Origin of the sequence: Staphylococcus sp. 2S1, from assembly GCF_046721335.1 — a bacterium.
GTDB lineage: Bacteria > Bacillota > Bacilli > Staphylococcales > Staphylococcaceae > Staphylococcus > Staphylococcus equorum_A.
Window position 1 is genome coordinate 2,346,758 of the sequence record NZ_JBEUUJ010000003.1, and the last position, 24,475, is coordinate 2,371,232.

20 protein-coding genes, 7 pseudogenes and 2 other annotated features are annotated in these 24,475 nt (G+C 32.4%); of the genes and pseudogenes, 2 read left to right on the forward strand and 25 right to left on the reverse strand.

Annotated elements, in window-relative coordinates; genetic code table 11:
• Window positions 1–56: 56 nt before the first annotated feature.
• The 15 genes and pseudogenes from secDF to ABLV90_RS12335 all read right to left on the reverse strand — a co-directional run bounded on the left by secDF (window position 57) and on the right by ABLV90_RS12335 (window position 12,230).
• Window positions 57–2,335 (reverse strand): annotated as a pseudogene (gene secDF / locus ABLV90_RS12265) (protein translocase subunit SecDF).
• A 361-nt stretch (window positions 2,336–2,696) separates the two neighbouring features.
• A pseudogene (gene yajC, locus ABLV90_RS12270) lies at window positions 2,697–2,958 on the reverse strand (preprotein translocase subunit YajC).
• Between the two features lie 18 nt (window positions 2,959–2,976).
• Window positions 2,977–4,116, reverse strand: a complete 1,140-nt coding sequence (gene tgt / locus ABLV90_RS12275; RefSeq protein ID WP_427704293.1) for a tRNA guanosine(34) transglycosylase Tgt — start codon at window positions 4,114–4,116, stop codon at window positions 2,977–2,979.
• 20 nt (window positions 4,117–4,136) lie between these two features.
• The gene (queA, locus tag ABLV90_RS12280) at window positions 4,137–5,162 is read right to left on the reverse strand and encodes a tRNA preQ1(34) S-adenosylmethionine ribosyltransferase-isomerase QueA (RefSeq protein WP_460872700.1); all 1,026 of its coding nucleotides are present in this window, start codon (window positions 5,160–5,162) and stop codon (window positions 4,137–4,139) included.
• A gap of 2 nt (window positions 5,163–5,164) precedes the next feature.
• Window positions 5,165–6,167 (reverse strand): annotated as a pseudogene (gene ruvB, locus ABLV90_RS12285) (Holliday junction branch migration DNA helicase RuvB).
• 31 nt (window positions 6,168–6,198) lie between these two features.
• Complete coding sequence (gene ruvA, locus ABLV90_RS12290; protein ID WP_427704288.1) at window positions 6,199–6,801, reverse strand: Holliday junction branch migration protein RuvA; 603 nt, start codon at window positions 6,799–6,801, stop codon at window positions 6,199–6,201.
• A gap of 12 nt (window positions 6,802–6,813) precedes the next feature.
• Window positions 6,814–7,269: an ACT domain-containing protein gene (locus ABLV90_RS12295; protein WP_040762881.1), complete on the reverse strand. Its 456-nt coding sequence runs from the start codon at window positions 7,267–7,269 to the stop codon at window positions 6,814–6,816.
• 11 nt (window positions 7,270–7,280) lie between these two features.
• Window positions 7,281–8,577, reverse strand: a pseudogene (obgE, locus tag ABLV90_RS12300) (GTPase ObgE).
• Window positions 8,578–8,712: 135 nt separating this feature from the next.
• Complete coding sequence (gene rpmA / locus ABLV90_RS12305) at window positions 8,713–8,994, reverse strand: 50S ribosomal protein L27 (protein WP_460872701.1); 282 nt, start codon at window positions 8,992–8,994, stop codon at window positions 8,713–8,715.
• Between the two features lie 11 nt (window positions 8,995–9,005).
• Window positions 9,006–9,326 (reverse strand): ribosomal-processing cysteine protease Prp, encoded by a 321-nt coding sequence (locus tag ABLV90_RS12310; RefSeq protein WP_460872702.1) that lies wholly within the window; start codon window positions 9,324–9,326, stop codon window positions 9,006–9,008.
• Between the two features lie 2 nt (window positions 9,327–9,328).
• Window positions 9,329–9,637, reverse strand: a complete 309-nt coding sequence (gene rplU / locus ABLV90_RS12315) for a 50S ribosomal protein L21 (RefSeq protein WP_065338186.1) — start codon at window positions 9,635–9,637, stop codon at window positions 9,329–9,331.
• Between the two features lie 13 nt (window positions 9,638–9,650).
• Window positions 9,651–9,724: a sequence feature (ribosomal protein L21 leader region), on the reverse strand.
• A gap of 29 nt (window positions 9,725–9,753) precedes the next feature.
• Window positions 9,754–10,278, reverse strand: a complete 525-nt coding sequence (gene mreD / locus ABLV90_RS12320; protein WP_427704287.1) for a rod shape-determining protein MreD — start codon at window positions 10,276–10,278, stop codon at window positions 9,754–9,756.
• The gene (gene mreC, locus ABLV90_RS12325) at window positions 10,278–11,120 is read right to left on the reverse strand and encodes a rod shape-determining protein MreC (protein ID WP_285323317.1); all 843 of its coding nucleotides are present in this window, start codon (window positions 11,118–11,120) and stop codon (window positions 10,278–10,280) included. The genes mreD and mreC overlap by 1 nt, the downstream gene beginning before the upstream one ends.
• Window positions 11,121–11,542: 422 nt before the next feature.
• Window positions 11,543–11,701, reverse strand: a complete 159-nt coding sequence (locus ABLV90_RS12330; protein ID WP_460872703.1) for a hypothetical protein — start codon at window positions 11,699–11,701, stop codon at window positions 11,543–11,545.
• Between the two features lie 70 nt (window positions 11,702–11,771).
• Window positions 11,772–12,230, reverse strand: coding sequence for a DUF4930 family protein (locus tag ABLV90_RS12335; RefSeq protein ID WP_460872704.1), 459 nt, complete (start codon window positions 12,228–12,230; stop codon window positions 11,772–11,774).
• Between the two features lie 147 nt (window positions 12,231–12,377).
• Here ABLV90_RS12335 and ABLV90_RS12340 point away from each other — a divergent pair, with 147 nt between their 5' ends.
• The gene (locus ABLV90_RS12340) at window positions 12,378–12,557 is read left to right on the forward strand and encodes a hypothetical protein (RefSeq protein ID WP_071561853.1); all 180 of its coding nucleotides are present in this window, start codon (window positions 12,378–12,380) and stop codon (window positions 12,555–12,557) included.
• 148 nt (window positions 12,558–12,705) lie between these two features.
• On the opposite strand, the gene ABLV90_RS12345 is transcribed toward ABLV90_RS12340, so the two are convergent.
• The 10 genes and pseudogenes from ABLV90_RS12345 to ABLV90_RS12390 form a co-directional block, all read right to left on the reverse strand.
• A complete protein-coding gene (locus ABLV90_RS12345; protein WP_427704285.1) occupies window positions 12,706–12,987 on the reverse strand; it encodes a hypothetical protein in 282 nt (93 codons plus the stop codon).
• A gap of 150 nt (window positions 12,988–13,137) precedes the next feature.
• Window positions 13,138–13,985: pseudogene (locus tag ABLV90_RS12350) on the reverse strand (aldo/keto reductase).
• 238 nt (window positions 13,986–14,223) lie between these two features.
• Window positions 14,224–15,495: a hypothetical protein gene (locus ABLV90_RS12355; protein ID WP_460872705.1), complete on the reverse strand. Its 1,272-nt coding sequence runs from the start codon at window positions 15,493–15,495 to the stop codon at window positions 14,224–14,226.
• A 69-nt stretch (window positions 15,496–15,564) separates the two neighbouring features.
• Window positions 15,565–16,629 carry a hypothetical protein gene (locus ABLV90_RS12360; protein WP_460872706.1) on the reverse strand — a complete coding sequence of 355 codons (1,065 nt, stop codon included), beginning with the start codon at window positions 16,627–16,629 and terminating at the stop codon, window positions 15,565–15,567.
• Window positions 16,630–16,814: 185 nt separating this feature from the next.
• Window positions 16,815–17,493, reverse strand: a pseudogene (gene radC / locus ABLV90_RS12365) (RadC family protein).
• Window positions 17,490–17,870: a hypothetical protein gene (locus ABLV90_RS12370; protein ID WP_460872883.1), complete on the reverse strand. Its 381-nt coding sequence runs from the start codon at window positions 17,868–17,870 to the stop codon at window positions 17,490–17,492. The pseudogene radC and the gene ABLV90_RS12370 overlap by 4 nt, the downstream one beginning before the upstream one ends.
• A 127-nt stretch (window positions 17,871–17,997) precedes the next feature.
• Window positions 17,998–18,195 carry a prepilin peptidase gene (locus ABLV90_RS12375; RefSeq protein WP_460872707.1) on the reverse strand — a complete coding sequence of 66 codons (198 nt, stop codon included), beginning with the start codon at window positions 18,193–18,195 and terminating at the stop codon, window positions 17,998–18,000.
• Window positions 18,196–18,507: 312 nt separating this feature from the next.
• Window positions 18,508–19,326, reverse strand: a complete 819-nt coding sequence (locus ABLV90_RS12380) for a squalene/phytoene synthase family protein (protein ID WP_460872708.1) — start codon at window positions 19,324–19,326, stop codon at window positions 18,508–18,510.
• A 308-nt stretch (window positions 19,327–19,634) separates the two neighbouring features.
• Window positions 19,635–20,897 carry a bifunctional folylpolyglutamate synthase/dihydrofolate synthase gene (locus tag ABLV90_RS12385; RefSeq protein ID WP_460872709.1) on the reverse strand — a complete coding sequence of 421 codons (1,263 nt, stop codon included), beginning with the start codon at window positions 20,895–20,897 and terminating at the stop codon, window positions 19,635–19,637.
• Window positions 20,898–20,908: 11 nt separating this feature from the next.
• A complete protein-coding gene (locus tag ABLV90_RS12390) occupies window positions 20,909–23,539 on the reverse strand; it encodes a valine--tRNA ligase (RefSeq protein WP_460872710.1) in 2,631 nt (876 codons plus the stop codon).
• Between the two features lie 42 nt (window positions 23,540–23,581).
• Window positions 23,582–23,823: a binding site (T-box leader), on the reverse strand.
• A 59-nt stretch (window positions 23,824–23,882) separates the two neighbouring features.
• On the opposite strand from ABLV90_RS12390, the pseudogene ABLV90_RS12395 reads away from it, so the two are divergent.
• Window positions 23,883–24,463: pseudogene (locus tag ABLV90_RS12395) on the forward strand (DNA-3-methyladenine glycosylase I).
• Window positions 24,464–24,475 lie beyond the last annotated feature (12 nt).

Sequence of the window (24,475 nt, forward strand, 5' to 3'; positions counted from 1 at the left end):
GAAATGTTTTAGTTATAATTGACACTAGAATTCAAAGTACTTACATCCTGTGCAAGTTATACTAAGATTTTTTCATCATTTGATTTTTTCTCTTTATAAACGACAATCTTATGATCGTCTGATTTTTTAAGTTGACGTTTCTTCATAATGCCCCATAACGGTACTGCGATAAATACAGATGAGAACACACCTGAAATCAGACCGATAAGTAATGCTAATGAGAAATTAAAGATACTTGGTGAACCCAATACTAGTAACGAAATAACTACGATAACTACTGTTAAAACTGTATTAATAGAACGTGTCATTGTCTGACGAATCGATCTATTAACAATATCGTCTATTTGAGATTTTTTCGTAATCACTTTTACTTTGTGTAAGTTCTCCCGGACCCTATCGAATGTAACAATCGTATCATTGATAGAGTAACCAATAATCGTTAATACTGTTGCGATAAAGGTAATATCTACCTCTAATCTAAATAAACTAAATACAGCAACAATGATAAACGCATCATGTAGTAGTGCCAGTACTGATGATAGTCCCATACGCCATTCAAATCTAAATGTAGTATAGATAATAATACCAATAGCGAGCATATATAAGTGCAAACATGGCGTTTTTAGCAAGTTCTTGACCAATCACTGGTGAAACTGTATTGACTGTTGGATCATTACCAAACTCATTATCTATAGTGCTCTTAATTTTAGCAACTTCATCTTTAGATAAATCATTTTTAAATTGTACAGTAGCATTTTGACCATTTTCACCAAGTGAAACCTGAGTCGGTTTGAAATCTTTATCTTCAAGTGTTTGAGTCACTTTTTCCTCTGACACTTTATTTTCAGATTCAAAATCAACTCTCGTACCACTTGTGAAATCAATACCTAAATTCAATTTGAAAATGAAGAGAATGATAGCACCGATAATAATAATAAGGACACTTAATGATAACAATGGCTTAGCCAATTTCATAAAGTCCCAACGTTCATATGGCGTTTTCAAATCATGGACGTCTTTTTCTTCATTGATATTATAGATTTCTTTCTTATTTACACCAAATAACCAATATGATTTTTTGAAGTAATTAGATGACACTAGTAATGATAATAGCCATCTTGATAAGAACACTGCTGTTACAAAGATCATTAAGATACCGATGAGTAACATAGTTGCGAAACCTTTAACTGAACTTTCACCAAAGAAGAACAACACTGCGGTCGCAATCACAGTTGTTAACTGTGCATCGACAATGGTTAAGAAAGAACTCTTATTCGCTTTTTTATAAGCTTGTTTGAGTGTCCGTCCAATTTTGAGCTCGTCTTTAATCCGCTCATACATTATAATGTTCGCATCGACAGCCATACCGACACCTAACACTAAGGTCGCTAAACCTGGTAATGTAAGTACACCAGATATAAAGTTAAATGCTAGCATTGTTAAATATATATACGCCGTTAGCGCAATAATTGCTACTAAACCTGGCAAACGGTAGAAACCTAACATGAATAGATAAATTACTGCAATACCAATTATAGCGACAAACACTGTTTTATCTAATGCGTCTTGACCAAACTGGGCACCGACTGAATTAGAATAAATCTCATTTAAATCTACTGGTAAGGAACCTGCATTCAATAAATCAGCAATTTGTTTTGCTTCTTTGATGCCTTCTTCACCATTAAATCCACCTGAAATTTCAACACTATCAGAATTAATCGGTTTATCTACTGAAGCGACTGAAACGAATTTCGGATCTTTTTTACTCACTTCTTTATGGTAAGAATCACCTTTTTCGTGATCTAACCAAACAACCATGACGTTTTCATCTTTTTTCGAAATTTCTTCAGTTACTTTTTTGAATTTATCACTATCTTTTAATTTGAAAGTAACTGTTGGTTGATTCGTATTCTCTTTAAATTCTTGTTTTGCTGAACCTTGCTTGGATATCTTTACCAGTCAATTTGATATTGTCATCCGCATCACGAATTGTTAAATTTGCTTGTGATGATAAGACCTCTCGGGCTTCAGATTGGTTTTTAACACCCGCAAGTTGAACACGAATTCTATTTTTATCTTCGACTTGAATTTTTGGTTCGGAAACACCTAAGACGTTGACACGGTTTTCAAGCGTTTTCGCTGTTGATTTAACCGCTTTATCGTCAATTTTATCATCTTTTTGTAAAGGATCTACTTGATATAAGACCTCAAATCCACCTTGCAAGTCCAAACCAAGGCTAACGTCTTTAACTACACTCTTATAAGTAAATGCCATAGCTCCCAACAACAGACCTACGAGCACTATGAATGCAACTATTCTACTACTCTTCTTCACTTGAACACCTCATTGTAAGCTTATGTTATAAGAATACTTGATTAAATCATTTTAATGCAATTTTATACAATCTATACTTTCTTCTAAACGACCTTATTATCTTAACATATTACAACGTGTGTAAAAACTAACTCAACTATTTTGTATTCATAACTTAATTGTAAGCGTTATTAACTTTTTAAATTATTACAAAAATATTACTCGTTTATACGTTAAGTTATGATTATATACTAGGTCATTTTAAATTATAACACTATATCAACATATTGTTTAAGAAAGTATATATGATTTCTATGAATGTTTCAGTAGAATATGTTAATAAAAAAAGAACTGATATTTTCATATCAGTTCTTTACTTTATTTATGAAGGATCAACTTGTTTTATAGCGAGGTTTTTCTAAAGTAATTTCAGTACCATTGCCATTTAAAGTTAATACTACTGTAGTTTCATCTACTGCACGAACAGTACCTTTGATACCGCCGATTGTAGTTACATGTTGGCCAGAACTTACTTGGCTAATCATTTCACGATGCTCTTTCGCTCTTTTCTGCTGTGGTCTGATTAAGAAAAACCACATTAATGCTAATAATAAAATTGGTAATATTAATGAAGTAAATTGCATTATTTTATTTCTCCCTTGTTAAAAGTTTTTTGGGTTGTCTACATTAAGTCCATACTGTTCAAAGAATTCTTCTTTAAAATCAAGAAGACGATCTTCACGAATAGCTTGTCGTACATTTTCCATTAATTTTAGCAAGAAATGTAAATTATGATAAGTAGTAAGACGAATACCAAAAGTTTCTTCTGCTTTAATTAAATGTCTTATGTAAGCTCTACTATAATTTTTACAAGTATAGCAGTCACAATTTTCATCAAGTGGTCCAAAATCTTCTGCATATTTAGCATTTTTAATAGTCACTCGTCCATGTGAAGTCATACAAGTACCGTTACGCGCGATACGTGTTGGTAGTACACAGTCAAACATGTCTATACCTCGAATACTACATTCAATTAATGCATCTGGTGAACCCACACCCATTAAATAACGTGGTTTGTCCTTCGGCATAAATTGTTCTGTGTGTGTCACCATATCGTACATCACTGGCTTAGGCTCTCCTACAGACAAGCCACCTATTGCATATCCTGGAAAATCTAAAGCAACTAATTCCTCAGCGCTTTGTTTTCTAAGATCTTTATATTCTCCGCCTTGTATAATCCCAAACAAAGCTTGATCATCAGGTCTCTTATGTGCTTTCAAACATCTTTCAGCCCATCTAGTGGTTCTTTCAATAGAATCTTTCACATATTTATATTCGGCAGGCATAGGAGGACATTCGTCAAATGCCATCATAATATCTGAACCTAAATCATTTTGAATCTCTGTAGCTTTCTCAGGACTCAAAAATAACTTCGATCCATTCTTATGATGGCGAAACTCTACGCCTTTTTCAGTAATATTTCTCAAATTACTTAAGCTAAATACTTGGAAACCGCCAGAATCAGTCAGTATAGGACCATTCCAGTTCATGAACTGATGTAAGCCCCCACTCTTTTTGATAATATCATTTCCTGGCTGTAACCACAAATGATAAGTGTTCCCTAAAATGATTTTCGCTTCCATTTGATGTAATTCTTCTGGACTCATTGTTTTTACAGTTGCTTTTGTACCTACTGGCATAAACATCGGCGTTTCAAATGATCCGTGCGGTGTGTGTACAATACCTAATCGAGCACCCGATTGCTTACAAGTTTTAATATGCTCATACGTTACTGCTGGCATATAAAATCTCCTTTCATTCCCTAAATAATTAACATTGCATCTCCGAAACTAAAGAATCTGTATTCTGATTTTACCGCTTGCTGATATGCATTTAAAATATAATCTCTACTACTAAAAGCAGATACTAGCATAACAAGCGTTGATTTTGGTAAATGAAAGTTTGTAATTAAACCATCAATTGCCTTAAATGTATAGCCTGGGAAGATAAAGATATCTGTCCAGCCACTTTGAGCTTTAAATACCTCATTCGTTTGCATAATCGTTTCTAGTGTTCTAGTTGATGTCGTACCTACAGAAATCACACGATGTCCTTTAGACTTGGTTTCATTTAATAACTCTGCTGTTTCTTGGTCCATTTGATAATATTCACTATGCATTTCATGGTCGTCAATATTATCTACACTTACAGGTCTAAATGTACCTAAACCAACATGTAACGTAATAAATGCAATGTTAATACCTTTTGCTTTTATACGATTTAATAATTCATCAGTAAAATGTAACCCTGCTGTTGGTGCGGTTGCAGAACCAGATGCTTTGGCGTAAACAGTTTGATAACGATCTTGATCGTCTAAGCGTTCTTTTATATAAGGAGGTAAAGGCATCTCACCAAGCTCATCTAAGCGCTCTTGTAATATGCCCTCGTAATGTAGTCTCATTATACGACCACCTTGGTTTAACTCCTCAATACATTCAGCAACTATCTTACCGTCACCAAACGTTAATTTATTACCAACCTTAATTCTTTTTGCAGGCTTTAATAATACTTCCCAATCATTACCAGAGATTTGTGTCAGCATTAGCATTTCTACTTTTGCACCGGTTTCTTCTTTCAAACCAAACAAACGAGCTGGCATTACTCTTGTATCGTTTAATACAAGCGTGTCACCTTTATCTAAGTAATCAATAACATCTTTAAAATGTTTATGTTCAATATCACCAGTTTGTCTGCCAAGAACTAATAATCTACTCTCATCTCTGTTTTTCAGAGGTGTTTGTGCTATCAACGCTTCAGGCAAATGATAATCAAATGCTTCAATATCCAAACTTATTCCCTCTTTCCATTCTTGCTAAAATGTTCAAATGCATAAGGTGTCGCTTTCCGTCCTCTTGGCGTACGCTCAATAAATCCTTTTTGAATTAAAAAGGGTTCATATACATCTTCAATTGTAATGCGTTCCTCTCCAATAGAAACAGCAATCGTATCTAAACCAACAGGTCCACCTTTATACTGCTTGCAATATACAATTCATCATTTTATGATCAATGTAATCTAGCCCTTCATCATCTACTTGTAATAACTGCAGAGATTGCTTTGTAGTATCTATGCTGATTGATTCATCTTCTTTCACTTGTTGAAAATCACGTACACGTTTTAACAAACGATTGGCTACCCTTGGCGTGCCGCGACTACGTTTAGCTAATTCTGTTGCACTTTCCTTATCGATAGACGTACCTAATACTTCTGCGGTACGCACAATGATTTCTTCCAATTCAGGTTCTTCGTAATACTCTAATCTGAGATGAACACCGAATCTATCGCGTAAAGGAGCTGTTAAACTACCTGCTCTTGTAGTAGCACCTATTAAAGTAAAAGGTGGCAAGTCTATACGAATACTTCTCGCTTCTTCTCCTTTACCAATAACGATATCCAAGAAGAAATCTTCCATTGCAGGATATAATACTTCTTCAACAACACTACTTAACCTGTGAATTTCATCAATAAATAAAACGTCTCCTGGTTGTAAACTAGAAAGAATCGTTGCTAAATCACCTGGTCGTTCTACGGACGGCCCAGAAATCGTTCTAATATTCACTTCCATTTCATTCGCAATGATGTTAGACAAAGTCGTTTTACCTAATCCAGGGGGACCAAATAATAGGACATGATCTAACGGTTCTTGTCTCATTTTAGCTGCTTTAATAAACACTTCTAAATTCGATTTAATCGCTGATTGTCCAATATATTGACGTAACCTTGTTGGTCGTAAAGAAAGTTCAAATGAAGTTTCCTCTTCATGTACTGATTGGTCTACCATTCTATCATCCATTACATTCCCCCCTTTTTAAATATAGTAATATTTATGATATAAGTAATTGTAACCCTCTTTTAACTGCATCATCGACCGATTCAAATGATTCTTTAGTTAATGTTTTTTCGACTTTAGTCAATTCACGTTTAGAATAACCTAATGCTTCTAATGCTAGTATTGCTTCATTAACAATTGCAGTTGCACCATTACTATCAATTCCCATGTTTAATAGCTGACTGCTATCTACTTCGTTAATCTGTACTTTACCTTTAAGGTCCAATACAATTTGGCGCGCAGTTTTTTTACCTATTCCAGGGAATTGTGTTAAGTAAGCATCATTTTCGTTCTCGATGGCAATTTTGACGTCATTCGGAGAACTACTTGCTAAAATTGCTAATGCAGATTTCGGACCAATACCAGTTACTTTTATCAAACTTAAAAACATATCTTTTTCTTCTTGATTTATAAAACCATAGAGCAACTGTGCATCTTCTCTTACGATAAGTGAAGTGTGAATCACGACTTCTTGATCCATTTGTTTTTGAAAACGATAAGAATTAGGTGTTTGAATCTCGTATCCTACACCTGATGCTTCAACTACTACATGCGTAGGATTCAATACTGTTAATGTGCCTTTAATATATGCGTACACGTTTACACTTCCTTATATAGTCATACTAATTAATTCTACTTTAGAAATATGATCAATAATTTTTAAAGCTTCCATTACATCATCAATTTCCAAATCCGTGCCCTTGGCATCTAATGAAAGTGTGATTGTTGCTCTACCATCCATTGGAATACTTTGGTGAATTGTTAACACAGATAACTGTAAACTAGATAATGTATTTAATACTTGTGCCAACATGCCTACAATATCATTGACATACAATATTAATGTAAACTCTCTCGTTGATTCCATCTTTTCATCTATCGGAAATATAGTATCTCGATATTTATAAAATGCACTTCTAGATAAATCGAACTGTTTGACTGCTTCAAATATGGACAATGACGGATCGTTTTTTAATACATCTTTAATTTTTAAAGTTTTTACAACTGATTCTGGTAAAACATCTTCTCTAATTAAATAAAACTTTTTATAGTCTTTTTTGTCCAAATTAAGCACTCCTATTCAACAAATTCAAATTCTCCACCAAGTATTCTTACAATATCACCATTTTCACAACCACGTGCTCTCAACGCCTCATCAATGCCCATAGAACGCATTTGTCGTGCGAATCTACGTACTGCGGGGTCGCTATTGAAGTCAGTCATCTTGAACATTCTTTCGATTGCTTTACCACTTACAACGTATGCGAGCATCATCATCTCTAGTAATTGTGAAGTTATCTTGACTCGGCGTATGTTTGTACAACACTCTGTTAACACCCAAGTCTTCCTCTTCTTCTTTACTAAAGTCAATGTCTTTTACTTCTTCTAATTTATCTGCAATTGCATATAAAAGTTCATCTATATGATCATGCATCACTGTAGATAAAGGAATAATATGAATACTATCATCATTCAATTCTTCTTTGAAAATTTCTAAATTATCTTCAGCGTTTGGCATATCCATCTTATTTGCTACAACGATTTGAGGTCTCTCTTCTAAACGATGTTCATAAGCACTTAATTCTTCATTAATTACTTTATAATCTTCGAATGGATCGCGACCTTCAGAGCCACTCATATCAATCATATGAACAATAACTTTTGTTCTCTCAACGTGTTTTAAAAATTGATGCCCTAATCCTACACCTTCAGACGCACCTTCAATAAGACCAGGTAAATCTGCCATTACAAAACTTCTTTGATCTTTTGTAGAAACAACACCTAAGTTAGGTTTAATTGTAGTGAAATGATAAGCACCAATTTTCGGTTTGGCTTTAGATACTATTGAGAGCAAGGTAGATTTACCTACACTAGGAAAACCTACTAATCCTACATCGGCTAGTAATTTTAATTCTAATGTAACTTCTATTTCTTCACCTGGTTCTCCATTTTCACTAAAATCAGGTGCAGGGTTTCTTGGAGAAGCGAAACGAGAGTTACCTCGGCCACCACGACCACCCTTAGCTACAGTTGCACGTTGACCATCTTCAACTAAATCTGCAACAACTTCTTCTGTTTCAACATTTTTCACAATTGTGCCTGGCGGCACTTTTAGAACTAAGTGGTCTGCATTTTTACCATGCATATTACTCGTTTGACCAGCGCCACCTCTATTAGCCTTGAAATGTGTTTGATATCTAAAGTCTAATAAAGTTCTTAATCCTTCATCAACTTCAAATATAATTGACGCACCATTACCACCGTCGCCACCAGTTGGACCACCAAATGGAATATATTTCTCTCTACGGTAGGCTGTTATACCATTACCGCCATCACCTGCTTTAAGTGATATTTTAACTTGATCGACAAACATGATTTCACCTCTTTTTCTAAAAACTTAATTTCCATATCTTTTATATTATATCATTATCTTGCCTACTAGAAAATAAAGACAAAAAAATTAACACCAGAAGTCATAACTTCTGGTGTTAATGGTGACAAAAACTACTCAGCTGCTTGCGTAAACAGAAACTTGTTTTTTGTCGCGACCTTTACGTTCAAATTTAACAACGCCGTCGATTTTAGCGAATAATGTATCGTCGCCACCACGACCAACATTTTCACCAGGATAGATTTTAGTACCACGTTGGCGGAATAAAATTGATCCACCTGTAACGTATTGACCATCAGCACGTTTAGCTCCTAAACGTTTTGACTCAGAGTCACGGCCGTTTCTTGTAGAACTTACCCCTTTTTTAGATGCGAAGAATTGTAAGTTTAATTTTAACATTGGGTTGCACCTCACTTATAATTTAGTCTGATATTTTCTTTATATTCTTCTTCAATTGTTTGCAATGATACTAACATTGCCTGAAGAATTAATTGCGCTTTTTCATTTGTAGCATCGACACTTCTTACGTGGAAATGTCCACCGTCATCATTGTAATCAATGTCTGGTTTTTCGCTTGTTAATCCCATGATAGCATTAACGCTTCCGAAAATAACTGCGGATGCACCGGCACAAACTATATCATGCCCGTATTCGCCATGTTCTGCATGACCATCCATAATAACATCAGTTACTTGACCGACTTCGTTCAATGTAACATCAACAGTAATCATAATTAAGCGTTGATTTTGTCGATAGTTAATTTAGTGTAAGGTTGACGATGACCTTTTTTACGTTTTGAGTCTTTACGACGTCTGTAAGTAAATACAGTGATTTTTTTACCGCGTCCTTCTTTATTAGCAGTAGCAGTAACTGTAGCACCCTCAACTGTTGGCGCACCAACTTTAACTGAGTCTCCACCTACAAATAATACTTTGTCAAAAGTGAATGAATCACCTTCGTTTAAATTTAATTTTTCAACGAAGATTTCTTGTCCTTCTTCAACTTTTAATTGTTTTCCACCTGTTTCGATAATAGCAAACATACTTTGCACCTCCTATAATTTTAAGTCACGCCAAATGCAGGTGACATAAATGTACTTGAACCTGAATCTGAGCGGTTGTATGTAGCTATGAACTACTCAACTACTGCATTTTAGCATTAGGATTTCTTACTGTCAATCTTCAATTGCACTTTTCTTAGGAATTTCATAATAATTGGGAATAAAATTGTAAGTAAAATTAAATTTAATATAAATGTAGGTATTAATCTAAATATAATAAAATCTATAAACTCAAAATTAATAAGCCCTAAAATACTATACATAATTGCTACATAAATTTCTAAGAAAACTGTACTCAGTAAAATAATGATAAACAGCATTGTATGATCTCTATAAAATATTTTGAAGAAAAAGTCCATGATGACTACAAATAAAATATAGCCAAATAGGTATAGACCATAAAAGCTGCCGAAATATAAATCTGTAATTAGACCTAATACTACTGATAAAACCAGCGCTACACCAAAACTTCTATACACACTTAGCATCAAAATGTACATGATCGTTAAATGTGGCACGAAAATAATATCTTTATCTCCTATTTGCATTGGTATAACAAGCCCAATTGCAGTATCAATATAAAACAATACAATACCAATAAGAAAGTAGTATAATGCGCGCATTAATTATCCCCGCTTTCATTATCTGGTATTGTTTTTGGGTCTCTTTTAGCAACATAGACGTGGTTTAAGTCTGCTAAACTTGCGGCTGTTTTCACTCTTACTTCTTTAGATAGACCGTACTCATCATTTTCAACCTTAGATACTTCACCTATGTAAATACTGCTAGGAAGTTGATCTGCTAAGCCACTCGTAACAACTTTATCTCCTTTTTTAATACTATCTTTATTATTTATATCTGTAATTACAAGTTCTTCATTCTTAGCATCATAATGATCTATTAAACCAAAAACGTTTTCTCCATCATGTTGAATGTTTACAGACAATCGATTAGCACGTGTGTTCGTTGAGATTAAATCCACTTGAGACGAGAATTGATTCACTTTAGAGATGCGGCCAACTAACCCTTCTGAAGTCATCACAGCCATATTGTTTTCTATTCCATCTTTAGAACCTTGGTTTATAACCAACGTATTCATCCATTGATCAGGATTTCTAGATAATACTGTGCTAGAAATCGGTTCATATTTTGAAATATCTTCAACATCTAATTCTTTTTTGTAAGTTTTATTTTCAGCTTTTAGTCTTTCATTTTCAGCTTCTAATTGCTTTAACTTACTACTTTGTTCTTCTGAACTATCTTTTGCAAAGAGATTACCGATAGATCCTGTTATAAAATGTACAGGATAGCTAACTGCTTTTTGACCAAAAGCAACAGTATCTCCAACATACTGTTCTACTGGTGATTGCGTTTGTGAACGCAAAGATACACCAATTAAGGCTATAAACACAATGATTGCACACAGTATAACAATCAGTTTGTTGTTTTTAAAAAACTTTGACAACCTGAACACCTCTATTAACCAACTATTTTATATTCTTATTACCATTTTATATCACTAGTGTTACGAAATAAAGCACGAACCCTGATATTCCATAACAAAATTTATCCTATATTAAATCAACAGTTTAACTAGATTAAACGGATACGTTTCAAGATTTGATTAAAATGTAATAAATTAAACGATACATTGTATTATAACAATACTTATAGTCAATAGTGTATTAAAAAGTTTTGATTTTGCGAATAGTAATTCAATATATTATTTTTGTTTAAAAATTAATATTAAATACTTTTTGAGGAAAACACATTTATTTATATCTTATATGTTTAATCTTTTTATATACGCTTATATAAGCATTCAAAATGTCTTCAAGTTTCAAACTATAAAAAAAACGCCTCTACTATAAGAGACGTGAACTTACTTTAGTCATTTTCTTTTTCATCTGATTTGTTGTCGTCAGTTGATTTTTTAGCTTTTTTCTCATCTTCTTCATATAATGTTTCTTTTTTACGCCAACGTGCAAATAAATTTTGTGCTTTTGCTTGCTCGACCATTTTCTTATCTTTAGACTGTTCACTCATAATTGGACACCAACCTTTAACGTTTTTACTTATTTAAGGCTAACGCATTTCACCCTATAATTCAAACGCATTACTCGTAGCTAGATTGTGGTTGTAGTTCAATATGCACTCCTAATTGATTTAAATCTTGTTCCATTTCAATTTCCGTCTTATAAACACGAAGTGAATCTGAGCCAAATTTATAGATAATAAACTCATCGCCACGTTGACCGACCAAGTATTCATCAGTATAACCCATTCTTTCTAAACCTGAGACTGACATAAACTCTTTTTTATTAATCCAATCAAACACATTTTTCGTTTGACTAAACGGTACATTATTAAGGATGTCATTATCTTCTACTGAATACCGTTTGCCACCAGTCAAATTTTGTTGAGGTGCTTCATTATTCATAGATGGCTTATCATCATGTACTGGGTTCCATTCTTGGTCTTTTAAAAAAGGTGCATATTTTAATGCGAAAAGTACAATTGCTACTATCGCTATGACAGCTATAATGTTTTTTACAATACTGAAAATAAACCGCATGAACCATCCTCCTATTAAGTCACTCTATATTATAATTTTTCACAGTCGAATTATCATCAGTCTCTAGAAGTATTTAAAACTTATCTATAGACTGATGCATACGCCCTATTTTCATAGTACAATGTTTTTAAAGGGAGTGAATACAGAATGAGTATTTTATCAATAATCCTGCTTGCACTCTTAGTCATACTACTATTTAGAGTAGGTTTATCAATTTTAAGATTTATAATATATATTGGAATTATTGTGTTATGTATATATTTGGGTTACCAAGGTATTCTTTGGTTAATGGAGAATTTTAACACTTATTTCAATTTCATAAATTAAAATTTTAGCGCTTAAGGATTAAATTATCCATTAAGCGCATTTTTGTGTTATTAGATTTAAAACATTTAATACTTTTACTTAAAATATGTAAAAACTATAAAGTACTACTAGCAAAACTTAACATATACTATAGAAACTTGTCATTTACTTACTTTCCTACACCATTACTTAACACCTGATAAACATAATAACAGCCACTTAATAATAGTGCCCATATTATCGCTACCACTATAGCACTCAATAAATAAATCCAAATTGAAGTTGATGAATGATTAAATACAACGAATAATATAGTTGTAATAACAACCCCGATAACTGAAACAGCTATGGCAATACCTGTTTTTTTCAAATTAATTGCTTGGCGCTTTTTTGTGAGTTGCATAAGATACACTACAGGTAACAATAACCCGATTAATAAGATACTTCCCAATATATAATCCTCCTTATATAACAACTTGATTATACATTACCTTGACGCATACCGGAAGATTAATGTGTCTCATAAAACAAATCAATCATATGTAAAAAGACACCCTTTCAATATCAGGATGTCTTTAATATATAATGTTACTTTAAATGCTTAAACAAATTCTTCATATTCACGTGGGTTTTGATCTTCAACACGACCGCTTTCACCTTGATCTAAGTCATCAATCTTATCCAAGTCTTCTTGTTCTAATTCAAAATCAAGATAATTATAGTTTTCTTGTTGATGTACATCATCACTTGATTTAACAATTGGAAATACATGGTTTTGATTAACCCAGTTAATAATTACTTGAGCGGTGTACGCTCATATTTATCAGCAATAGCCTTAATCGTATCGTTCGTAAGAACATCATTAATTTCACGACCTAAAGGGCTCCAAGCTTCTGATAAAACACCTCTTTTATCATTTTCTGCTATTAAATCTTTATTATTGAAATACGGGTGAATTTCTATTTGATTAGTAGTCGGTGTCACTCCTGTTGCTTCAATAATTTCATCTAAATGTTCAGGCATAAAATTAGAAACACCAATTGTTTTAATTAAACCATATTTCTGTGCATCGACTAATGCTTTCCAAGCCTCAACGTATTGACCTTGTTTGGGATTCGGCCAATGTATTAAATATTTATCAAAATAGTCTAAGCCTGTACGATAAAGTGACTCTTGAATAAGATTAATAGCTTTATCATATTCATGTGCGGCGCCTGGTAATTTAGCACTTACATAAATCTGTTCTCGAGGTATTGACGATCGACGAATTGCCTCGCCCACCATACCTTCATTGTTATAATTAGTTGAAGTATCTATTAAGCTGTAGCCTATATCAATTGCATTTATTACTTGATTAACGCCTTTTCCGCCTTGAATATTAACCGTTCCTAATCCTATATGAGGTAAAGTTGATCCATCATTTAAACGAAACTCATCATACATCGTCATTAATAATCCTACCCTTCTTCCATATATTTAAAAATCAGCCTAAATAAACTGATTATATATAATCGTTACTTTCTATTTCTACCCGTTTTAATACTTTAATAATCTGGGGAAACATTTGGACAATCAAAACCGATGGATGTTTTGATTTATATAATCGTTATATTGTTTTTTCAATGGCAAAAGACAAACTAAGAAATAACTGTATTAGTTTGTCTCTTTTTTGATATATAGTTAGTTTTTAGTATTCATTACTCTCTACTTCATACTTAATATTTAATTTTTTTAATAACTTATTTATTTCCAATTCCAATAACGGTTGCTCAATGTCTCTAATTAAATTTATATATAACTTATTATCATAACTTAACATACTACAGTTGTATGGTGTCCGTGATCTAGTGTTAAGTATACAATCTACTCTATCTATATATTTATCCATTTCCGATGGTATCCGAATTAATCCTAAATTCGATAGCGTTAAACATGTTGTTTTTTCACTATATAAAAATGAACGCTTAAGAAAAATTTGCTTGAGAAATAATGGCATCATTTTGATGAATATATTATTTTGTATGCTCACATTTTTTTGAATCCTTGTTCGTAAATTATCTTCTGATAATCCTGACTTAAGTTGATTATCAATAGTTTTAATAATTTCATTTAAACTATAATCTTGAACTTTAGGATTAATTTGAGGTTTCATATAGAGGACAAAATTACGTAACGTGTTTTTATGGAACACATTTCTTAAATCAATAGGCAAGAAGATTTTAATATCTTTCTGACTTTGCATTTTCATTTCCTCTTTTTGCAGATTTATTAACCCCATAATTATCATTGAAGCTACTAAAACAGTTAAACTTATATTCATGTCTTTAGCTATTTTCTTTATATCTACTATATCAATAATATATTTTTCTGTTTTTAATTTGTTTATTGTCTTTCCTTTTAATTGGTACACTTGGTTATTCTTGAAAATAACTTTATTTCTTTGTTTTATTTTAATATCTTTATAGTTGTCTGCTATTTCATCTTTACTAGGGTGCTCATTAATATCTAGTATATCTTCTCTATCTTTTAAATGTAGATTTTCTTTTCGTTTAAGGTATTCATAAACTAATGATTTCAAAAACACCATACCACCCTTACCATCAGTCAATGAATGAAACAATTCAACATGTACACTTTTTTCTGAATATAATACGCGAAAACTACTTTTATATAAATCTTTTTTAGACATATACTTTAATAGTTTTGTGTCTTTTTCTATATTGGGTGCTTTATAAACTGGTTCTAGATAATACCAAAACATACCTTTGGATATTCTAGTCGCAATTGTAGGGAATCTTTCTGTAACTACATTTAAAGCCTCTTGTAATATGACTGGATTTATTTCTTCTTTCAAAGTAAAAGATAACCTGAATATATTTAACCAGCTTTTGTTATGAGAAGCCATATGAATAATTGCTGTGTTATCAAGTTTTACTTTATACTTTTTTCGATTATGCATATATTACACTCCTCTTAATAGTTTAGACTACCCATAAATCTTGTATATAAATTTTCTATAAATAACATATTAAAAAGCAATTTCATAACAAAATTCTAGTTTTCTATAATAATCATTTTCTACAAAATCAGTAGGTTTAACCTTAGTATTATTTGCTTCAAAATATTCAAGGTTAGCTATTTTCAAAATGCTGTATACAAATTGAGAACAAAACATAATATTAGGTCTAATAGATGCCTTAGTTACAAGTCCTACTAAATTATAAGCACTGCCGGCGTTATTTATTTCATTGATTTTTTCAATTATACGTTTCTTTTGTTCTTTTGTAGCTTTAATTTTATATACCATTATACTAGCGTCACTTTTTTTATTAAAAGACTCTAATTGTTCTTGGTTTAATCCAGGTAGAGTTAAATTTTCTCCACCATTGTAACTTATTGTTGTTTTCAGTTCTTTATCTAAACTAAGAGAAACATGATTATAATTTTTTTGAGTAAAAAGTGAAATTAATTCACTTGCAGAACTACCTGTGCTAGATAAAACAATATACAAATTTTCATCATTTAAACTTTTTTCACATTCCGCGAAATAACTTTCACTCAGTGAATTTCTATTTAAATATTTAATATAACTATGCCTAGGAATATCATTCGCAACTTCATGAATATTTTCTTTAGATAAAGCAGTTTTACTTTTACTAACATTCTTTTTTAAACTGTTCCTTTTGTTATTTATTTCTCTAATCATATCAAAACTAATTGATGTTTTACTGATCATTGAAAATTGATGTTCAAGTGTGTATATATAATGTAAGTATCTTACAAAGAATGGTACAAAAATGATAATAATACCAAAGACATTTTTCACTAAAAAGGCGAGCCAAATACTACTATTATTAAAAAATGTAGAAGCTATAAAAACTTCTTGTAGAATTAAGATTAAAGTGTATATTGAAACGAACATGATTTTCACTTTCCATGCGTTCTTCGACGCCAATATATGTATAATAAGAATTGCGACTGATAAAGCAAATATGACTGCAAATATAGCAGTTGACTTAGTAAATAATAAAGACATTAATAAAATAATAATTAAAAATTGGATCAGTAATAAATATACTTTTTTGACTCTCATATAAATGTTCTCCTCCATAACTTTCTTTAATATATAGTATATTTAAAAAATCAACAATCTAAACGGTCTTTTAATTATCAAATTAATATGTTTTTAAAATATAGAACAAGTAGCTTATGTTCTACACATGTAAATGAGTCAAACTTGGAAACAGGGCTAAATTATTTCAGTTACTCAAATAGTCTTCAGTCAAAATACCCTTCTTCAACCATGCTTAAATAAGTATGGTCACCTATAATAATGTGGTCTAATAAATCAATTCCTAGCACTTGACCACATTCTTTTAACCTTTCAGTAGTTTTAATATCCTCGGTTGAAGGCGTAACATCACCTGAAGGATGGTTGTGTAATACAATAATGGCGTTACTCGCACATTTAACAGCTTCACTAAATATTTCTCTTGGATGTACAATTGAGCTATTTAAAGTGCCAATAAATATAGTCTTTTGCTTAATAATTACGTTTTTAGAATTTAAAAACAACGCTATAAATTTCTCTTGTGTCAAATGCTCCATTTTGCCCATCATGAAATCTGCGACATCTTTAGGGCTTGAAATTTGAATCTTATCGTCTACGCTACCTGAATGCATGCGTTCTCCTAACTCAAATGCTTGCTTTCAAAATAAGCGCTTTATATAAACCTACACCTTTGATTTTATTTAAGTCACTGATAGATAACCTTTTTAATTCTTTTAAGTTGCCAACTGTCTTCAACAATTCGTTTGCAATATCTAAACTGGAACTCCCTTTTCGACCAGTATTAATGAGTATAGCTAATAACTCAGCATGCGATAAATGCGAGGCACCATAGCTTAACAAACGTTCTCTCGGTTTCTGATTATCTGCTAGTTCATTTATTCTCAAATTAGACCCTCTCCTAAAGTTAAATATTGATGAGACACCATCGTTAAATTAAAAGCAACAAAAATAAAAGGTATAAGTGGTATTCTTTGCTTTAAATTACGAAAAAGTATCATACTAACTAAAGCAAAAATCCCCCCACAAATAAACGTAAAAAACATTGTTAACACAAAATCTGGATATGGTAGTAAATAAGATAGCAATGAAAAAAGAAGTATGTCACCGTAACCAATGCCGTGACGTATTAAAAAATAAAAAAGGTGTAATATCGTAGTCATGATTAAGCAGTGGTATACATTTCCTTGTGCAATAAAATAGGCACATAACGAAAATATAATGTACAGATGGAGTGGCAGCGCAAAAGTTTTGATGTCATACATAGTAAATACAAGTAGGAATATATATATAAGTATAAAGGTGGTGTGATCTAAAGGAAATGATAAGTAAGAAAGTATAAATGCGGGAACAATAGATAATAATTCTCCAATTAAATATAAAGAACTCAACTTACTTTGACGAGCAACTGCTTCTTCCCTTTAAACACAAAAAGCTTAAAATTGGTATCATTTCGGTAAATTTAAGTACGCTTTGACAATAATCACAACGAGAACGTAAGGTAAAGTATTTTAACCTTAATTGATTTACATGGCTCAACTGGTACAAATAACTAAATAGAACTGGACATAATAAAAGTTGTTTAATCAATGATGTGCCTCCTTATAAAAATTATAGCACGTCCATTTTAATTTAATAACAAAATTATCACTTAATTAAAAATTTTAATTGCAAACTTGTTAAAATGAATTTTCAGTACACAAAAAGCGCTGTAATCTCTACAATTTAAAGGGAAAAGCATTTAAATAAAATAGAAATTACGCGCTTATGTATGTGTAATAATTATATGCATATTTAACTAGGGAATACAGAAAGACACAATCAGACACTCTGTATTTATTAATTAATATGTTATTTGTTGTTGTTACTTTTAAAAATAAAGTAAATAATTATTTTTCGATACTATTTTTTCTTAACTTCTTCTACTGTTTCTTCGACTTCTTTACGTGTTATTTTTTCACGGCCATTTTTCATAGCTTTCAAAGATTTATGTGCAAGCGCTAATGGTAAACGTGCGAATAATATAATCGTTCTCTTATGGATTGAATTGATATATGCATCTGCTTTTGCTAAGTTTTCATCTGCGTAATCAAACAGGTCTGCACGAGTCCAACCATCCGGTACAAAACTCACACCACGTTCATCTAAATCTTCTTTCTCATTTCGTAAAATGTTAACAGCTTGAAGTCCACGTCCATAACCAATGGCTAAATCGCGGTCTGTTTTTTCACCGACACACAATTCCCATAGCTCTGATAGCATGACACCGACACGCCCTGCAACGTAATATGTATATTCATCTAAATCTTCGCGTGTATGAACATCCCAGTTTGCTTTCGCCCATTTAGCCATACCGAATGCCATCTCGCTCGAACAATCTAAAACGATTGGCAAAGTTCTGTCGGGACATGCGTCTATCCACTCACTTAAACGTAGTGTAACTTCAGGCATAATATCTCTCACAGGGCCAAGAATCTCTAGATATTTTTCTTCATCAAAAGGTTCTTTAAACAATTCACTCACTTGCATTAAAATTGTATATTTTAAATCATTATCTACTTCTTCATGATCCTCAATCTCATCAATTGCTCGTAGTATTAAATATGCAGATGCTACTGAATGTTTTAATTCTTTTTCTAAAAAGGTAATCGGAATATAAAACGTACGGCTTGTTTCTTTCAGTACGCGCATTGCATCCTTTGGAAATTTCTTTTCTGTCATGTTAATCTTTCCCTCCCTTTTTTAAATACTATCATATTATTACAAATTAAAATAGGAATTGCTAAATAGCTAAAAAATCAACAATAATTATTCGCGTTAAACGACACATTAATTACAATTTACACAAATAATCAAACAAATCTTCACTTTTCATAAAACTATTATATAAAAAAGCCAGTTACTTTTACATTAAAGTCAGAATAAATCATTAATCCTGACTCAATAACGCTAAATAATAACTAGCTTTCTTATTGAATAACTCTTTATTTAATTAAAATCAGCACAGTTTCACTATTGTTTAATAAAATCTAAAAATTAACTTTTGCTTTAACTTCACTAATGAAATATAAACTTCCAGTTATGATTAATCCATCACCTTCATATGTTTCAATAAACTTCACATAATCATCAACAAGTTCTTTTTGATCAAATCGTATTTCTTCAAAAATAGCGTCTTTAGTTAATGCACGAGGAAAATCAAAATCAGTAACATAAAACGTTGAAGCAATTGTTTTAAGTTGGTCTACCATCGTATTAATTGGCTTCCCTTTTACTGCAGAAAACAAGATATCTAGACTATCAACGTGATAATAATCCTTCATTGTACTAATCAAAGCCTCAACACTTTCAACATTATGTGCGCCATCAACAATCATCAAAGGCTTTTCTTTAACTTGCTCAATTCTCCCAGTCCGACTTACTGATTCAATACCATCTATCATCTTGTTGAAATCTAAATCAACAATGCCTGATTCGTTTAGTTCAATAAGTGCAGTTATTGCTAAAGCCGCATTTTCTTTTTGATGCTCACCCAACATATTTAATAGTAAGGTTTCTAATTCATAGTCTTTATAACGATAAGTAAATTCTTCTTCTTGTGAAACGATACTAATATCGCGATCAAACTCTATACCTTCAGTATTCTGTTGCTCAACACAACCACGAATTACTTTAAGCGCATCTTCATTTTTCACTGCATAGATAATTGGTGTATTAGGTTTGACGATTGCGCCTTTATCTTTTGCTATATCAGTATAAGTATCCCCTAGAATTTCAATGTGGTCTAGTCCTATACTTGTGAGAATTGTTAATATCGGTTTAAAAACGTTCGTTGAATCGTTTTTTATCCCTAATCCCGCTTCAACTATTACAAAGTCAACTGGGTGTAATTCACCAAAGTATAAAAACATCATCGTAGTAATGATTTCAAATTCAGTGGCTGTTCCAAGCTCTGTTTCAACTTCTAATGCTTCGCTTACTGGCTTTACTTTTTGAACTAATTCAACAATATTATCATCACTAATCGGTATCCCATTTAAACTTATACGCTCATTAAAGGTTTCAATAAATGGCGAAGTGAAAGTACCCACTTCATATCCATTATCAACAAGCGCTGATCTTAAATATGCAACTGTGGATCCTTTTCCATTCGTGCCACCTACATGAATACCATTTATATTAAATTGAGGATTGTTTAATCGTTCCAACATCCATTCCATACGCTTAATGCCTGGTTTAATGCCAAATTTAGTTCTTTCATGTATCCAATATAAGCTATCTAGGTAATTCATGTTTAGGACTCCTATGCTTTTAATTGATTAATTCGTAATTTAACACCCTCGTATTTTTCTTGATACGTTTGTTTTTTCTCACGTTCTTCATTGATTACTTTTTCAGGTGCTTTATTAACGAAGTTATCGTTTGCTAATTTTTTATTAACACGATCCAATTCTTTTTCCCATTTCCCAAGTTCGTTTTCTAATCTCTCAATCTCTTTATCCATGTCGATTAAACCTTCAAGTGGTAAAACAACTTCACCAGCTGTAGTAATAGATGTCATCGCTTTTTCAGGTATTTCAACTGCTGTATCGATTGTAAGTTCACTAGGATGACAGAATCTATCTATATAATTTGAATTATTTACTAGCGTATCTTTAACATTTTCATCTTTTGCTTTAATGAAAATAGGTATTGCTTTAGATAATGGTGTGTTTACTTCCAGGCGTGATTGTCTAACAGATTTAATTATTTCAACAAGTTGTTGCATCGTTTCTTTACTTTCATCAAAAATCAATGCATCGTTCACTTTAGGCCAAGGTGCATTAACAATTGTTTCACCTTCATGTGGCAGATTTTGCCAAATTTGTTCAGTAACAAATGGCATGAATGGGTGTAACATTCTCATTGTATTATCTAACACATAAGTTAGTACAGAACGCGTTACTTGTTTCTGTGCTTCATCATCGCTATTCATTGGTATTTTACTCATTTCAATATACCAATCACAGAAATCATCCCAAATGAAGTTATAAAGCGTACGACCAACTTCACCAAACTCATACTTGTCACTTAAATCTGTAACGTTAGCAATCGTTTCATTTAAGCGCGTTAAAATCCACTTATCTGCTAATGATAGATTACCTGATAAGTCTACATCTTCAACTTTAAAGTCATCCCCAATATTCATTAAACTGAATCGAGTCGCATTCCAAATTTTATTGATAAAATTCCATACAGATTCAACTTTTTCAGTAGAGTAACGTAAATCATGACCTGGTGAAGAACCAGTTGCTAAGAAATATCTTAGGCTATCTGCACCATACTCATCGATAACATCCATTGGATCAACACCGTTACCTAGAGATTTACTCATTTTACGTCCATCTTCTGCACGGACCAATCCATGTAATAATACATCATCGAAAGGACGTTTTCCAGTAAATTCTAATCCTTGAAAGATCATTCTTGCCACCCAGAAGAAGATGATGTCATAACCAGTTACTAATGCATTCGTTGGGAAGTAGCGCTGGAAGTCTTCAGCTTCAACGTCTGGCCAACCTAACGTTGAGAATGGCCATAATGCACTAGAGAACCATGTGTCTAATACATCTTCATCTTGTGTCCAATTTTCAATATCTTCTGGTGTTGCTTCACCGACGTAAATTTCGCCAGTTTCATTGTGATACCATGCAGGAATTTGATGTCCCCACCATAATTGACGTGAAATTGTCCAATCTCTAATTTCTTCCATCCAACGGTTAAATGTTTTTTCAAATCTTGCAGGTACAAAATCGATTCTATCATCTGTTTTTTGATTATCTAATGCTTGCTCTGCTAAAGGTTTCATTTTTACAAACCATTGTGTAGATAAATAAGGTTCTACAACTGCACCAGAACGTTCAGAATGACCAACAGAATGTTCATGCTCTTCTATTTTAATAACTAAACCTTCAGATTCTAAATCTTTTACAAGCTGTTCACGACAGTCAAATCTATCTAAACCTTCGTATTTACCAGCTTTGTCATTCATTTTACCAGATTCATCCATAACAATAATGCGTTCTAAGTCATGACGGTTACCGATTTCAAAGTCATTTGGATCATGCGCAGGTGTTACTTTCATAGCACCACTACCGAATTCAATATCTACATAATCATCTGCTAAGATAGGCAATTCTCTACCTAGGATTGGTAATATAACTTTTTTGCCAATGATATCTTTATAACGATCATCATTAGGATTCACAACAATCGCAGTATCACCTAACATTGTTTCAGGACGTGTTGTAGCGATTTCTATATAGCCTTCACCATCTGCATAAGGATATTTAAAATGATAAAATTTACCTTGTACGTCTTCATGAATAACTTCAATATCTGATAACGCAGTACGAGCGATGGGATCCCAGTTAATAATATATTCTCCGCGATAGATTAAATCTTTCTTATACATATCAACGAATACTTTATTAACTGCTTTACTCAATCCTTCATCCAATGTAAATCTTTCTCTGCTGTAATCTAAACCTAATCCTAGTTTAGCCCATTGTTTTCTAATAAATGTAGCGTATTCTTCTTTCCAATCCCAGGCTTGTTCAAGGAATTTTTCACGACCTAAATCATGACGAGATAATCCTTGCTCATTTAATTTAGCTTCTACTTTGGCTTGTGTTGCTATACCGGCATGGTCCATACCAGGTAAATACAAAGTATCGTAACCTTGCATACGTTTCATACGTGTCAATATATCTTGCAACGTTGTATCCCATGCATGTCCTAGGTGTAATTTACCCGTTACATTTGGTGGTGGGATAACAATTGTGTATGTTTCTTTTGTATTATCTTCAGACGCTTTAAAATAGCCCTTATCAAGCCATTCTTCATAGCGCCCTGACTCAACTTCGTTCGGATTATATTTTGGTTTCATTTCCATTCGTTAAAATCCTCCTTAAAATAAAAAATCCGCCCTATAAATATATAGGACGGATTTCCCGTGGTACCACCTAAATTCAAGAAATTAGTTCACTAATTTCAAGCACTTAAAATTATGATTAACGCTCAAACACGCTTTAACCTATTTTACATACAATTACATTGTAGTATTTCAGCTAAAGTTCAATGTGGGCTACCTTCAATAAGTTAAACTGTACATTCTCAGCATACATGTACTCTCTGTTAAATCTAAACCTATTTACTCTTCCCAGTAGACAATATTTCTTTACTTAATTATAGTATAATGGATGTTAAGATAAGTCAATGGAATGGAGTGAAAATATATGAATGAATGCGCATTTGGCACAAAAGATCCAACCTATCTGGAATATCATGATGAAGTGTGGGGCCAACCACTTTATGATAGCTTGAAATTATTTAAACTGATGGCTTTAGAATCACAACATGCTTGGTCTTTCCTAGTTAACAATTTTAAAGAAAAAAGCATCTTACGAAGAAGCTTTTTATGACTTTGATCCAGTGCTTATCTCCAAAATGACACCAGATGATATAGACCGCTTGATGACATTTCCTAATATCGTTCATAATAGAAAAAAGATAGAAGCTATTGTAGGACAAACAAAAGGATATTTTGAAATAGAAAAAGACTTCGGAAGTTTCAGTGATTTTCTATGGTCATATGTAGATCACCAACCTATCGATTGTGGCTATACACATCCAAGTGATCGTATTACTGTAGACACACGCGCAACAGAATTATCGAAAACATTGAAGCGTTATGGTTTTAAATTTTTAGGGCCAGTGACAGTTTATTCATTTTTAGAAGGCTGCCGGTTTGTATAATGCACATATGCAATCATGTCCTAATAATCCAAAGCATTATCGAGGCAAAGGCTTTAATTAGCCATAGATCATT

Excerpts from the sequence above, each read along its gene's own strand:
- ABLV90_RS12385 (WP_460872709.1), bottom strand. The coding sequence starts at position 20,897 with ATGAATTACCTAGATAGCTTATATTGGATACATGAAAGAACTAAATTT.
- ABLV90_RS12330 (WP_460872703.1), bottom strand. The coding sequence starts at position 11,701 with ATGAGTGAACAGTCTAAAGATAAGAAAATGGTCGAGCAAGCAAAAGCA.
- ABLV90_RS12370 (WP_460872883.1), bottom strand. The coding sequence starts at position 17,870 with ATGTATGACATCAAAACTTTTGCGCTGCCACTCCATCTGTACATTATA.
- rplU (WP_065338186.1), bottom strand. The coding sequence starts at position 9,637 with ATGTTTGCTATTATCGAAACAGGTGGAAAACAATTAAAAGTTGAAGAA.
- ABLV90_RS12355 (WP_460872705.1), bottom strand. The coding sequence starts at position 15,495 with ATGCATAATCGAAAAAAGTATAAAGTAAAACTTGATAACACAGCAATT.
- ABLV90_RS12360 (WP_460872706.1), bottom strand. The coding sequence starts at position 16,629 with ATGAGAGTCAAAAAAGTATATTTATTACTGATCCAATTTTTAATTATT.
- ABLV90_RS12390 (WP_460872710.1), bottom strand. The coding sequence starts at position 23,539 with ATGGAAATGAAACCAAAATATAATCCGAACGAAGTTGAGTCAGGGCGC.
- ABLV90_RS12380 (WP_460872708.1), bottom strand. The coding sequence starts at position 19,326 with ATGACAGAAAAGAAATTTCCAAAGGATGCAATGCGCGTACTGAAAGAA.
- ABLV90_RS12340 (WP_071561853.1), top strand. The coding sequence starts at position 12,378 with ATGAGTATTTTATCAATAATCCTGCTTGCACTCTTAGTCATACTACTA.
- mreD (WP_427704287.1), bottom strand. The coding sequence starts at position 10,278 with ATGCGCGCATTATACTACTTTCTTATTGGTATTGTATTGTTTTATATT.
- rpmA (WP_460872701.1), bottom strand. The coding sequence starts at position 8,994 with ATGTTAAAATTAAACTTACAATTCTTCGCATCTAAAAAAGGGGTAAGT.
- ABLV90_RS12310 (WP_460872702.1), bottom strand. The coding sequence starts at position 9,326 with ATGATTACTGTTGATGTTACATTGAACGAAGTCGGTCAAGTAACTGAT.
- tgt (WP_427704293.1), bottom strand. The coding sequence starts at position 4,116 with ATGCCAGCAGTAACGTATGAGCATATTAAAACTTGTAAGCAATCGGGT.
- ABLV90_RS12335 (WP_460872704.1), bottom strand. The coding sequence starts at position 12,230 with ATGCGGTTTATTTTCAGTATTGTAAAAAACATTATAGCTGTCATAGCG.